10 protein-coding genes are annotated in these 12673 nt (G+C 73.5%); 6 read left to right on the top strand and 4 right to left on the bottom strand.

Annotated elements, in window-relative coordinates; translation table 11 throughout:
- Positions 1 to 84 precede the first annotated feature (84 nt).
- The 5 genes from AC2H4J_RS08550 to AC2H4J_RS08530 all read left to right on the top strand — a co-directional run bounded on the left by AC2H4J_RS08550 (position 85) and on the right by AC2H4J_RS08530 (position 5739).
- Positions 85 to 615: a heavy-metal-associated domain-containing protein gene (locus tag AC2H4J_RS08550; RefSeq protein ID WP_487464441.1), complete on the top strand. Its 531-nt coding sequence runs from the start codon at positions 85 to 87 to the stop codon at positions 613 to 615.
- Between the two features lie 32 nt (positions 616 to 647).
- Entirely contained in the window at positions 648 to 806 is a 159-nt protein-coding gene (locus AC2H4J_RS08545) for a hypothetical protein (protein ID WP_487464440.1), read from the top strand.
- Entirely contained in the window at positions 803 to 1231 is a 429-nt protein-coding gene (locus AC2H4J_RS08540; protein WP_487464439.1) for a hypothetical protein, read from the top strand. Before AC2H4J_RS08545 ends, AC2H4J_RS08540 begins: the two co-directional genes overlap by 4 nt.
- Positions 1232 to 1310: 79 nt before the next feature.
- Positions 1311 to 4553 (top strand): heavy metal translocating P-type ATPase, encoded by a 3243-nt coding sequence (locus AC2H4J_RS08535; RefSeq protein ID WP_487464438.1) that lies wholly within the window; start codon positions 1311 to 1313, stop codon positions 4551 to 4553.
- A gap of 19 nt (positions 4554 to 4572) precedes the next feature.
- The gene (locus AC2H4J_RS08530) at positions 4573 to 5739 is read left to right on the top strand and encodes a flavin-containing monooxygenase (RefSeq protein ID WP_487464437.1); all 1167 of its coding nucleotides are present in this window, start codon (positions 4573 to 4575) and stop codon (positions 5737 to 5739) included.
- 38 nt (positions 5740 to 5777) lie between these two features.
- Here AC2H4J_RS08530 and AC2H4J_RS08525 read toward each other — a convergent pair whose 3' ends face one another.
- The 4 genes from AC2H4J_RS08525 to AC2H4J_RS08510 form a co-directional block, all read right to left on the bottom strand.
- Positions 5778 to 7898, bottom strand: a complete 2121-nt coding sequence (locus AC2H4J_RS08525) for a heavy metal translocating P-type ATPase (RefSeq protein WP_487464436.1) — start codon at positions 7896 to 7898, stop codon at positions 5778 to 5780.
- Positions 7899 to 8007: 109 nt separating this feature from the next.
- Entirely contained in the window at positions 8008 to 8481 is a 474-nt protein-coding gene (locus tag AC2H4J_RS08520; RefSeq protein WP_487464435.1) for a hypothetical protein, read from the bottom strand.
- A gap of 91 nt (positions 8482 to 8572) precedes the next feature.
- Positions 8573 to 9898 carry a methyl-accepting chemotaxis protein gene (locus AC2H4J_RS08515; protein ID WP_487464434.1) on the bottom strand — a complete coding sequence of 442 codons (1326 nt, stop codon included), beginning with the start codon at positions 9896 to 9898 and terminating at the stop codon, positions 8573 to 8575.
- A gap of 35 nt (positions 9899 to 9933) precedes the next feature.
- Positions 9934 to 11439, bottom strand: a complete 1506-nt coding sequence (locus tag AC2H4J_RS08510; protein WP_487464433.1) for a flavin-containing monooxygenase — start codon at positions 11437 to 11439, stop codon at positions 9934 to 9936.
- Positions 11440 to 11486: 47 nt separating this feature from the next.
- On the opposite strand from AC2H4J_RS08510, the gene AC2H4J_RS08505 reads away from it, so the two are divergent.
- Complete coding sequence (locus AC2H4J_RS08505) at positions 11487 to 12626, top strand: acyl-CoA dehydrogenase family protein (RefSeq protein WP_487464432.1); 1140 nt, start codon at positions 11487 to 11489, stop codon at positions 12624 to 12626.
- Positions 12627 to 12673 lie beyond the last annotated feature (47 nt).

The raw sequence follows: 12673 nt of genomic DNA, 5'->3' as shown, positions 1-12673 counted from the left end.
GCGCACTGCGGTCAGCGGACCGACAGCGCCGCGACAGCGTACGCCGCCACGGTGAGCGCACCCCACCAAGCTGAGAGAGGCGCCATGATCACCGTCCACGTGCCGGAGATGACCGAGCGGGCCGACGCCCGTGTCGTCAGCGCCGCGATCAGCGACGTCCCCGGTGTACGGACCCTCCGGGTCGACCTGGCCACCCGCACGGTGCACGTGACCGGTCCGGCCGATCCCGCCGTGGTGACCGCGGCCGTCACCGCCACCGGCTACGCCGTCGGCCGCACGCCCACCGACGAGCACACCGGCGGTTTCCCCGGTGTGAGCCCCACCGCTGCGCAGCCAGCCTCGAGCACGACACCACACCACTCATCCCAGAGGAGCACCCCGATGCTGTCCGACACCTCCCGCACCTTCGTCGGCCCGACCACCTTCGCGGTCAGCGGCATGACCTGCTCGCACTGCGAGCGCGCCGTCACCGAGGAGATCTCCGCCGTCGAGGGCGTCGAGTCCGTCGCCGTCGACCTGGCCGGCGGCACGGTCACCGTCACCGCCGCTCAACCGGTCGACCGGGCGGACATCGCCGCGGCCGTCGACGAGGCCGGCTACGTCCTCGTCCCCTGATCCAGCCCGACACCCGGGAAGGCAGCACCACCATGACCCACCTCGACACCCCCGTTGTCCTTCACCACCAGCAGCACCTGCTCACCGCCGCGCTCCACCGTCGCCTGGTGCGGGCCGGCTTCCACCCGGCGCCGTCCACGAGACCGGTCCAGGGCCGCCTGACCACCCGCCCCGAGAGCAGGATTCCGTGACCACCCACCCGGAGACGGCTGCACGCGAGCTGCGCACACCGGTGGCGTGGGGTGTCGCGTTCGGCGTCCTCCAGGCCGCCTCGCCGCTCGCTTTCCCGTGGGTGTCCGCCACGACGGTCTACGCGCTCGAGCTCACGGCGATCGCCGCCGTCTACGTCGGCTTCGCCGTCGCCGACGGACGGCGGCACGTGCTCGCCGTCGAGGTGGCGGTGGCGGTCCTCTTCGTGGTCGTCGCCGCGGCCGCTCTCCCCGTGTCGCTGTGGCTCGTCGTCGCCGGACTCGTCGGTCACGGGCTCAAGGACCTGTGGCAGCACCGCACCGGCTTCGTCACCGGCACCCGGTGGTGGCCGCCGTTCTGCGCCGCCGTCGACTTCGTCGCCGCTGCCCTCGTCGCACTGGCGCTCGTGGGCGGCCTCGCCTCCTGAACCCGGCGATTCCACCGGTCCGACCCGGCCCACCGCCCCGAACGATCAGCCCCAGCAACCCACGTCCCCAGGAGTTCCGATGACCACCACCCTCACCGAGCCGACCGCCGCCGCCGCCGCTTGCACCCTCGAGATCGGCGGCATGACCTGCGCCTCCTGCGTCGGCCGGGTGGAGAAGGCCCTCAACCGGATGGACGGGGTCGCCGACGCCCAGGTCAACCTCGCCACCGAGGTCGCGACCGTCCGGTTCGACCCGGGCCGGGTCGGCCTCGCCGAGCTGACCGCCGCCGTGACGAGGGCCGGGTACACCGCCACCCCCCGCCGCGAGGCGGAGGCGGTACCGACCGCTCCGGACGTCCCCGCCGGAGAGCGGGACGACACGGCACACCTGGACTCGCTGAAGCGCCGCTGGCAGCTCACGCTCGCGACCGGCCTCGGCCTGATGGCCCTGATGTACGTGCCGCTCTACCTCGACACGATGGACTGGCTGATGCCGGCCATCCTCGTGGTCGCCACGGTGGTGCAGTTCTGGGCCGGTCGCGACGTCTACCGCGCCGCCTGGGCTGCCGCCCGGCACGGCTCCACCAACATGAACACACTGGTCGCGCTCGGCACCGGCGTCGCCTATGCCTACAGCGCGTTCGTGACCCTGTGGCCGGCGACCGCCGAGCGCTGGGGCCTGCCGCTGCACGTGTACTTCGAGACCTCGCTGGTCATCCTCGCCCTGGTCCTGGCCGGCCGGTGGATGGAGGCGAAGGCCAAGAAGCAGACCGCCGCCGCGATCACCGCCCTCGTGGGCCTGGCGCCCAAGACCGCCCGCGTGCTGCGCGACGGCGCCGAGATCGACGTGCCGGTCGAGCAGGTTGTCGTCGGCGACCTGGTGCGGGTCCGGCCCGGCGAGAAGCTGCCGGTCGACGGCGTCGTCACCGACGGAGCGTCCGCAGTCGACGAGAGCATGCTGACCGGTGAGAGCCTGCCGGTGGACAAGGCCGCCGGCGACACGGTCATCGGCGCCACCCTCAACCGCACCGGCACGATCGTGCTGCGGGCGACCGCCGTCGGCGCCGACACCGCCCTGGCGCAGATCGTCCGCCTGGTCGAGGACGCGCAGGGCGCGAAGGTGCCGCTGCAGCGGCTCGCCGACCGGGTCTCGGCCTGGTTCGTGCCGATCGTGCTCGGCCTGGCCGCGGCCACCTTCGCCGCCTGGGCGCTGTTCGGGCCCGACACCGGCTCGATGACCATGGCGATCACCACCACCATCGCCGTCCTGATCATCGCCTGCCCGTGCGCGCTCGGACTGGCCACCCCGACCGCGGTCATGGTCGGCACCGGCCGTGCCGCGGAACTCGGCATCCTGATCGGCAACGGCGACGCGCTGGAGACGGCCCGCCGGGTCACCGCCGTCGTCCTGGACAAGACCGGCACCATCACCCGCGGGAAGCCGGCCCTCACCGGCATCACCACGACGGGCGACTGGGCCGAGGACGACGTCCTCGCGCTGGTCGCCGCCGCCGAGACCGGGAGCGAGCACCCGGTCGGGGAAGCGATCGTCGCCGCAGCCACCGAGCGTTTCCTCGGCCTGCCGGCGCTGCGGTCCTTCGACGCCATCCCCGGCCACGGTATCGACGCCGCGGTGGGCGAACGGGTGGTCTCGGTCGGCAACGCCGCGCTGATGGCCGCCCGCGGGGTGGACGTCGACTCGCTCACCGGGCCCGCTGCCCGTGCCGCAGCGCGCGGCGAGACGCCGATGTTCGTCGCCGTCGACGGCGTCGCCGCCGCCGTGGTCAGCGTCGCCGACACCGTCAAGCCGGAGTCCGCGGACGCGGTCGCCCAGCTGCGCGCGCTCGGCGTCCAGGTCTGGATGCTCACCGGGGACAACGCCGCCACCGCCGCCGCGATCGCCCGACAGGTCGGCATCGAGGACGTGCTGGCCGAGGTACTGCCCGCCGACAAGGCGGCGAAGGTCCGCGACCTGCAGGCGCAGGGGCACGTGGTCGCGATGGCCGGCGACGGCATCAACGACGCCGCCGCGTTGAGTGCCGCCGACCTCGGCATCGCGATCGGCACGGGTGCCGACGTCGCGATCGCCGCCTCCGACATCACCCTGGTCGGTGGCGACCTGCGCAGCATCGTCTCCGCGATCGCGCTCTCCCGGCGCAGCGTGACCACCATGAAGCAGGGGCTGGGCTGGGCCTTCGGCTACAACCTGCTGCTCGTCCCGGTCGCGGCCGGCGCGCTGTTCTGGTGGAACGGTCTGCTGCTGGACCCGGTGCTGGCCTCCGCCGCCATGGCGATGAGCTCGGTCAGCGTGGTCACCAACGCGCTGCGGCTGCGCCGCTTCCGCCGCCCGGCGACGGCCGCCGAGATCCTGCACCCGCCGCTGCGCGCCCGGATCGGCCAGTACGCCTACCTGGCCGGTGTCGCCGTCGTCGCCCTCGCGCTCGGCGCCGGGCTGACCGCCGTCTCCCGGATGGACTTCGCGGCGCACGGCATGAACGGCCAGCTGGCCTGGGCGCAGACCACCGGCATGCCGATGCGCCCGGCGATGAGCGTGATGATGACCGCAGAGGTCCCGCCGACCGACGCCGCCGACGCCGGTGTCGACGTCCGGCTCACGCTGCCGGCCGACGTCCGTCCCGGGCAGCCCACCCGGCTCGTGGTGAACCTCGTGGACGAGCGCACCGGGAAGCCGATCGGCGACCTCACCCGCAGCCACGAGGCCTGGATGCACCTGATCGCCACCCGGGACGACCTGGGCACCTTCGCCCACGTCCACCCCCAGCCGACCGGCCGGCCCGGCCAGCTCGCGGTCGACCTCACCTTCCCGACGCCGGGCCGGTTCATCGTCAACGCCGAGTTCCGCCGGCAGGGACAGATGGGTGACGTGCACGTCCGGCAGGTCCTCACGGTCGCCGGCACCGCCCCTCGGCCGACCGTGCTCGTCGAGAGCCCGCGCAGCACGGTCGTCGACGGCGTCCGGGTGCAACTCCTGGGCGACGCCGACGCGGGCCGTCGCAGCGACCTGCACTACGCGCTCACCGACGCCGCTACCGGGCGTCCGGTCGACGACCTGCAGCCGTACCTCGCCGCCGCCGGGCACGTCGTGGTCATGCGGTCCGACGGCCGGACCTTCGCGCACGAGCACGCCGAGGTGACCGATGCGGCCGGCCGACCGGTCTTCGCTCTGCCGGGCCAGACGTTCGGCCCGGAGCTCGAGGTGCACGCGGACTTCCCGACCGCCGGCATCTACCGGCTGTGGGCGCAGTTCCGGCTCGCCGACGGCGACCTGATCACCGTCCCGTTCACCGTCCAGGCCCGCTGAAGACGATCGGAGAACAGCCATGACCATGCCCGCGACCAGCCGGCCCCTCGAGGTGATCGTGATCGGCGCCGGTCAGGCCGGCCTGGCCGTCGGCCACCACCTCGCCGCCCGCGACGTCGACTTCCTCCTGATCGACGCGGGACCGGAGGTGGGCCACGCCTGGCGGTCCCGCTGGGACTCGCTGCGCCTGTTCAGCCCCGCGCAGTACGACTCGCTGCCGGGGCTGCCGTTCCCGGCGCCGGCCGACACGCACCCGAGCAAGGACGACGTCGCCGATTACCTCGCCGCCTATGCCCGGCACTTCGATCTGCCGGTGCGCCTGAACTGTCCGGTCCTGCGGCTGCACCGCGGGGACGACGGCCTCTTCGCCCTGACCACGCCGACGGGCGTGCTCCTCGCCAGGCAGGTCGTCGTCGCCACCGGCCCGTTCCAGACGCCTCTCGTGCCCGCGCTCGCCCGGCAGCTGGACCCGTCGGTGCGGCAGCTGCACAGCGCCCAGTACCGCAATCCCACCCAGATTCCCGGGGCCGGCCGCGTGCTGGTCGTGGGCGCGTCGAACTCCGGCCTCCAGATCGCCGCCGAGCTCTCCGACACGCAGTCGGTGACCGTCGCCGTGGGGTCCCGACCCACACAGCTGCCGCAGCGGATCGCCGGCCGGGACCTCTTCTTCTGGCTCACCAGGTCAGGCTTCCTCAGCGTGCCCGCCGACAGCCGCATCGCCCGCCGACTGCGCGCCCGAGGCGACCTGGTGATCGGGACGCGCAGCAGCACGCTCCGCCGTCGCGGGGTCGCCTTCCGTCCGCGGCTGACCGGTTTCGCCGGCCGCACCGCGACCTTCGCCGACGGCAGCACGCTCGAGGTCGACGCGGTCGTCTGGGCCACCGGCTACCGCCCCGACTACTCCTGGCTACACGTGCCCGGGGTGATCGATGAGACCGGCACGGTCCGGCACACCGCCGGAGAAACCGACGTGCCCGGGCTGCGCTTCCTCGGGCTGCCGTGGCAGACCACCCGGGGCTCGGCGCTGCTGGGCTTCGTCGGCGCGGACGCCGCCGCCCTGGCCGCCCGTCTGGCGGGCGACTGCGTCACGACGCCTCGGTCACCGCGAGGAAGCGGTCACCCCAGCAGGCAGGAGACGCCGCTCGGGCATGGCGGCCGCGACCGCACTCCGCGGGCCACGTCCTGACAGCGGGTCCGGAGGGGGCGAGAGTGACCGGTCGACGCTCACCGGTCTGCGGCCGTGAGCTCGCCCACCGGGGCGGGGGACACCGGCGGACGCAGGCCCTGCCCGGCCCGGGCGGCGGCCACGCCCGCTGCCGGAGTCAGGTCCAGCCGTCGCAGCAACTGGGCGTTGAGCGCGACGACGACGGTGGACAGTGACATGAGCAGCGCGCCGACCTCCATGGGGAGGACGAAACCGATCGGGGCCAGCACGCCGGCGGCGAGCGGCACCGAGATCAGGTTGTAGCCGGCCGCCCACCAGAGGTTCTGCTTCATCTTCCGGTAGCCGGCCCGGGACAGCGCGATCACCGACAGCACCGACCGGGGGTCGTCGGAGGCGAGGATGACCCCGGCCGAGGCGATGGCGACGTCGGTGCCCGCGCCGATCGCGATGCCGACGTCGGCCTGGGCGAGCGCGGGAGCGTCGTTGACGCCGTCGCCCACCATCGCCACCGCTCGGCCCTGCTGCTGCAGCGCGGCGACCTGCTCGCTCTTGTTCTCCGGCCGGACACCGGCGAAGACGTGGTCGATGCCGAGCTCGGCGGCGACCGCGCGGGCGACCGGTTCGGCGTCGCCGGTGATCATCACGACCTCGACGCCCAGCGCGTGCAGGGCGTCGACCGCCTCGCGGGACTCCTCCCGGACCTCGTCGGCCACGCCGAGGACGCCGACCACCCGGCCGTCGACCAGCACGTGCAGCACCGTCGACCCGGTCTCCGCCCAGCCCTGCGCCTCGGCCAGCGGCTCCAGGCCGTGCTCGGTGAGCAGGTGCGGACCGCCGACGGCGACGGTCCGGCCGCCGACGGTGGCCGTGACCCCGACCGCGGCGGAGGCCTGGAAGCCTTCCGCCGGCGCGACGGTCAGGCCGCGCTGACGGGCGGCGGCGACGACGGCCCGCGCGAGGGGGTGCTCGCTGTCGCTCTCGGCGGCCGCCGCGAGCGCCAGCACCTCGTCCTCCGGGGCGCCGACGGTGGCGATGTGGGTCAGCGCGGGCTCGCCCCTGGTCAGCGTGCCGGTCTTGTCGAACAGGACGGTGTCGATGGTGCGCATGCGCTCCAACGCGGCCCGGTCCTTGATCAGCACGCCGCCCCGCGCGGCGCGTTCGGTGGAGATGGAGACCACCAGGGGGATGGCCAGGCCGAGGGCGTGCGGGCAGGCGATGACCAGGACGGTGATCACCCGGACCAGGGCGCTCTCCGGGGCCCCGACGACCGACCAGACGACCGCGGTGACCGCCGCAGCGGCGAGGGCGTACCAGAACAGCCACCCCGCGGCCTTGTCCGCCAGCAGCTGCGCCCGGGTGGACGAGGACTGGGCCTCGGCGACCAGCCGCTGGATGCCGGCCAGGGCCGTGTCCTCCCCCACCGCGGCCACCCGGACACGGACCGCCGAGTCGGTCGCGACGGTGCCGGCGACGACCCGGTCACCCACCGTGCGGCGCACCGGCCGGGACTCGCCGGTGATCATGGACTCGTCCAGGTGCGCGGTGCCGTCGACGACCTCGCCGTCGGCCGGCACCCGCCCACCGGGCCGGACGATGACGACGTCGCCGACGACCAGCTCGGCAGGCGCGACGGGGACGACCCGGTCGCCCTCGACCTTCTCGGCCTCGTCGGGCAGCAGCGCGGCCAGGGAGTCGAGGGCGGACGACGTCTGCGCCAGCGAGCGCATCTCCAGCCAGTGACCCAGCAGCATGATCACGATCAGGAGCGCGAGCTCCCACCAGAAGTCGAGATCGGCGGAGAGCACGCCGAGAGCAGCACCCCACGACGCGACGAAGGCCACCGTGATGGCCGTGCCGATCAGCAGCATCATCCCGGGCTGACGGGCCCGGATCTCGCTGATCGCGCCGGTGAGGAACGGGCGGCCGCCCCAGACGTACATCAGCGTGCCCAGCAGGGGGGCGATCCACGTCAGGCCCGCGACGTCGGGCAGCTCGTAGCCCACGATGTGCGCGAACATCTCGCTGAGCAGCACGGTCGGCACCGCGAGCGCGAGCATGATCCAGAACAACCGGCGGAACATCGCCACGTGGTCGCCGTGCCCGTGCGCGCTCATGTGCCCGGCGGCGTCACTCGTTCCGTGCCCGTCCGCCGCCTCGTGGTGGGAATGCGCGGAACTCACGGGGGCCTCCAACGGTCGATCGGGGAGATACCCCCCTAGGGTACTCGTCCACCGCGCGCCGAACCAGGCCCCGGTCGTCCGACCTGGGGCCTGCTCTGTTCGTCCGACGTCAGGGAGCCGGCGGCGGCGGGATCTGGTCGCACGGCAACGCGACCAGCTGACCGGTGGTGAGGCGGCAGAAGCCCTGGACGTCGAGCGTCGGCAGCCCGGACAGCAGGTCGGTCGGCGACGGCAGCCCGCCCCCGAGCGGGGTGCCGGCGCCGGGGCCGGGGTAGCCGCCCTGGCTGCCCGTACCTCCGCCGCCCGGAGGGGCGGCCGGCGGCACCGCGCCGGGCCCGGCGGGGCCACCGGGAGTGCCGGGCGGCGGCTGCGGCGCGACCGGGTTCGCCGAGTAGTGCTGCGGATCGCCCGGCTGGGGTGCGCCGGGGTCGTGCGTTACCGGCGGCGGCTGGTTCTGCGACTGCTCCTCGATCGACGGGAAGTCACCGACGTACTGCGGGCCCTGGTCGCTCATGCCGTTGATCACGGCGTACCCGGCGGCAGCCACGGCAGCGAGTCCGACGAGTGCTCGTGTCGCCGTCATGGTCACCTCCGCAGGGTCGTGCGCGGGAACGGCCCCGCCCTACCCTCAACGAGCGACCGTGACTCCGGTCACGCCGATGTCCGCAGAACTGTCAGACGCGCTCGACGATCGCCTGCAGGTCCGCCGCCATGCGCGTCGCCTGCCGTGACGCACCGACGATGGCCTCCTGCGCCTGCGCCGAGGACGCGCTCTGCTCCTCCACGGCTGCGGCGATCGTGGTCTGCGCCTCCACGACGCCCTGCATGGTCTCCTGGACGCTGAGCAGCGCCGTCGCGGCGGCCTCCACGTCGCCACGGACGGTGTCGACGACGCGGCGGATCCGCTCGGTGGCCTTGGCCGTCTCCCCCGCGAGGTCCTTCACCTCGCCGGCGACGACGGCGAACCCCTTGCCCGCCTCGCCGGCACGCGCGGACTCGATGGTGGCGTTCAGGGCCAGCAGGTTGGTCTGGTCGGCGATCGTGGAGATGCTGCCGGCGATCTGGTCGATCTCGGTCATCGTGCCGGCGAGGCGCTCCACGGTCTCGGCGCTCTCGCGGGATCCGGCGCTCGCCTGGTTCGCCGTCGTCGTCGCCTGGCTGGCCGCGGCCGAGATCTCGGCGATGGCGTCGCGCAGGCCCGACATGACCGACGTCGCCGTCCCGACGTTGAGCTCCAGCTGCTGGCCGGCGTCGACCAGCTCGGCGATCCGGTGCTCCAGCAGCGCGGCACGCTCCTCGCGGGCGGCGAGCCCTGCGGCGGCCTCCTCGGCGGCGCGCGAGCGCTCGGCAGCGAGCTCGGCCTGCGCGGCGAGCTGGGCGACGGCCTGCTCCTCGGCCCGCTGCTGCTCGGCCCGCCGTCCCCGGTCGGCCTCCTCGGTGAACTTCCAGCCGTAGGCGAGGAACGTGGCCTCGGCGAGCAGGAACACGGCGTGCAGCAGGGCGAACAGGATCGGGTGCTGCTGCGCCTGGTGCGTCGAGAAGACCGACTCGGGCATCCACAGGCTCATCGCCGCGTGGTGCACCGCGACGAAGCCGACGGCGAGCAGGAACGGCGTCCACATCTGGTAGAGCGCCACCAGCGCGAGCAGCGCGTAGAACCAGATGTGCATGTCGGTCAGGCCACCGCTGACGTGGACCAGCACGTCGGCGCCGACCATCAGGCCCAGGCCGACCAGGCTCGCCCGCGCGACCTGGCTGCGCAGCAGCTGGCCGACGACGAGCATCACGACGATCGCCGCCAGCTGCCCCCACAACAGCAGGCCGCCGACGCCCCGCGCGATGCCGATCGCCGCGAGCACGGGCGGGTGGAGAGCGAGGACGGCCGAGATGATGCGGTGCCGCGAGACGAAGCTGCGCTCGTCCAGTCGGGCGCCGCGTGGGATGCCGGCCCAGAAGCCGGTCGGTCGCGACGTCGTCGTCGCAGTCGCTGGTGTAGTCACACCAGATCTATCGGCGGTACGACGGGCAAGTGGACTCAGGCCGGAGGCTGTCGGGATCCGCCCGCCGGACGACGGACAGCGGCAGCAGCCGGAGCGCCAACCGGGTCAACCGCGAACTCCTCGAGACGGAGCCGGCGCAGCCGGCGGCGGAAGGTGAGCGTGGACGCCGGCCAGTTCTGGGTGTTGCGGCCGCTCTCGGTGAGGTACCAGCTGCGGCAGCCGCCGGCGAAGACGGTGTGCCCGACCCGTTCCTGCACCCAGGCGTCGAAGGCCTCGGCCACGTCGCGGCGCACGTCGAGGACCCGTCCTCGCGCGATCGCCCGGACCGCCTGGACGACCCAGCCGACCTGGGCCTCCACCATGACGATGACCGAGTTGTGGCCCAGGTTGGTGTTGGGCCCGTAGAGCACGAACAGGTTCGGGAAGCCGGGGACGACGGTGCCGAGATAGGCGCTCGCGCCGTCCTTCCACTGCTCGTGCAGGTCGCGGCCACCCCGGCCGGTGATGCTCATCGGCGCGAGGAACTCGGTCGCGGCGAAGCCGGTGCCCAGCACGATCGTGTCGACCGGCCGCTCGGTGCCGTCGGCGGTGACGATCGAGTGCGCCCGCACCTCGGCGATCCGGTCGGTCACCACCTCCACCTGGGGAAGCTGCAGCGCCGGGTACCAGTCGTTGGACATCAGGATCCGCTTGCAGCCCATGGGGTCGGTGGGGGTCAGCTTCGCCCGCAGCTGCGCGTCGGCCACCGCCTCGCGCAGGTGCTTGCGGTAGCGGGCCCGGTGCGCGAACAGCAGCCGCGGCTCGGTGTTGAAGCCGAGCGACCGCAGCTCGTTGGAGAAGTAGTTGCCCTCCCGGCTGAGCCGCAGCAGGGCGGGCATCCGGGCGAGCCGGCGCCTCTCCCGCTCGTCGTACGCCCGGTCGGGCTTGGCCAGCACGTAGGGCGCCGACCGCTGGAACACCGACAGCTGCGCGACGTCGGGTGCGATGGCCGGCACGAACTGGATCGCACTGGCCCCGGTGCCGAGGACGGCGATCCGCTCGCCGGACAGGTCGTGCTCGTGGTCCCACCGCGCGGAGTGGAACAGGGTGCCCTCGAACCGGTCCAGGCCGGGGATGTCGGGCGTGCTCGGCCGGCTCAACTGTCCGGTCGCCGTGATGAGGACGTCGGCCTCGTGCTCCGCTCCCCCGGACAGCGTCAGCCGCCAGGTGCCGCTGCCGTCGTCGAACGCGGCGGAGAGCACCTCGGTGTCGAACCGGATGTGCCGGAGCACGTCGAACTCACAGGTCACGTCGCGCAGGTACTGGTGGATCTCCGCCTGCGGGGCGAACCGCCGCGACCAGTCGGCCTTCGGGGCGAACGACAGCGAGTAGAGGTGGCTGGGGACGTCGCACGCGGCGCCCGGATAGGTGTTCTCCCGCCAGACGCCCCCGACGTCCGCACTCTTCTCGAACAGCACCAGGTCGTCGAATCCTGCCTGCTTCAGACGCACCGCGGCCGCCAGGCCGCCGAAGCCCGTCCCGACGATCGCCACCCTCGTCACGTCGCGCACCGTACGTTCCTCGCAGCAGAGACCACGGGAGGCGTGTCGTGAGCAGCTGGGACACCGAGGAGCGCCGCGCGCTGCGTGCGTCGGCGCGCCGCTTCACGGAGGCCGAGGTGGTGCCGAACCTCGCCGCGTGGGAGGACGCCGGCGCGCTGCCCCGCGAGCTGCACCGCGCGGCCGCTGCGGCCGACCTGCTGGGCGTCGGCTTCCCGGAGGAGGTCGGCGGCAGCGGCGGCTCGGCGATCGACTCGCTGCTGATCGCGGAGGAGATCATCCAGGCCGGTGGCTCCAGCGGCCTGATCGCGAGCCTGTTCACCCACGGCATCGGCCTGCCGCACCTGGTCGCGGCCGGCAACCCGGACCTGGTCGACCGCGTGGCCCGGCCGGTCCTGGCCGGGGAGAAGATCGTGTCGCTGGCGATCACCGAGCCGGGCACGGGTTCCGACGTGGCCGGCATCCGCACCCGTGCCGTGCGCGAGGGCGACGAGTACGTCGTCACCGGTTCGAAGCTGTTCATCACCTCGGGGACGCGCGCCGATTTCCTCACCGTCGCCGTCCGCACCGGTGGGGAGGGCGCCCGCGGCATCTCGCTGCTCCTGCTGGAGCGCGGCATGCCCGGCGTGACCGTCTCGCCGCCGCTGCGCAAGATGGGCTGGCTCTGCTCCGACACCGCCGAGCTGGGGTTCGACGAGGTGCGGGTGCCGGCGGGCAACCTGATCGGCGCGGAGAACCACGGCTTCGCCGCGATCATGGAGCAGTTCGCCGCCGAGCGGCTCAGCCTGGCCGTGCAGGCCTACGCCACCGCGCAGCGCTGCGTCGACCTGACCCTCGACTGGATCCGCCGGCGCGAGACCTTCGGCCGACCGCTGGCCACCCGCCAGGTGGTGCAGCACCGCGTCGCGGAGATGGCCCGCCGCACCGACGTGGCGCGCGTCTACACGCGGGCGGTGGTCGACGACTGGCTGGCCGGGGAGGACGTGCTCGCCCGGGTGGCGATGGCGAAGAACACCGCGGTCGAGGCCTGCGACTTCGTGGTCGACGCCGCCGTCCAGCTGCACGGCGGACTGGGCTACATGCGTGAGTCCGAGGTCGAGCGGCACTACCGCGACAGCCGGATCCTCGGCATCGGAGGCGGCACCAACGAGATCATGACCGAGGTCGTCGCCAAGCTGCTCCTGCGCTGACCCCCCGCGACGGTTTGTGCACTGATCGCCGGGCGGTTGGTGCACAA

It is taken from the genome of Blastococcus sp. OS1-29, from assembly GCF_057628075.1.
The sequence above is the reverse complement of the archived record's forward strand: the minus strand, read 5'-3'. Positions and strand labels throughout refer to the sequence as shown.

What these genes read in the sequence shown, in the direction of transcription:
- AC2H4J_RS08550 (WP_487464441.1), top strand. Translation starts at nt 85, where the DNA reads ATGATCACCGTCCACGTGCCGGAGATGACCGAGCGGGCCGACGCCCGT.
- AC2H4J_RS08520 (WP_487464435.1), bottom strand. Translation starts at nt 8,481, where the DNA reads ATGACGGCGACACGAGCACTCGTCGGACTCGCTGCCGTGGCTGCCGCC.
- AC2H4J_RS08545 (WP_487464440.1), top strand. Translation starts at nt 648, where the DNA reads ATGACCCACCTCGACACCCCCGTTGTCCTTCACCACCAGCAGCACCTG.
- AC2H4J_RS08535 (WP_487464438.1), top strand. Translation starts at nt 1,311, where the DNA reads ATGACCACCACCCTCACCGAGCCGACCGCCGCCGCCGCCGCTTGCACC.
- AC2H4J_RS08530 (WP_487464437.1), top strand. Translation starts at nt 4,573, where the DNA reads ATGACCATGCCCGCGACCAGCCGGCCCCTCGAGGTGATCGTGATCGGC.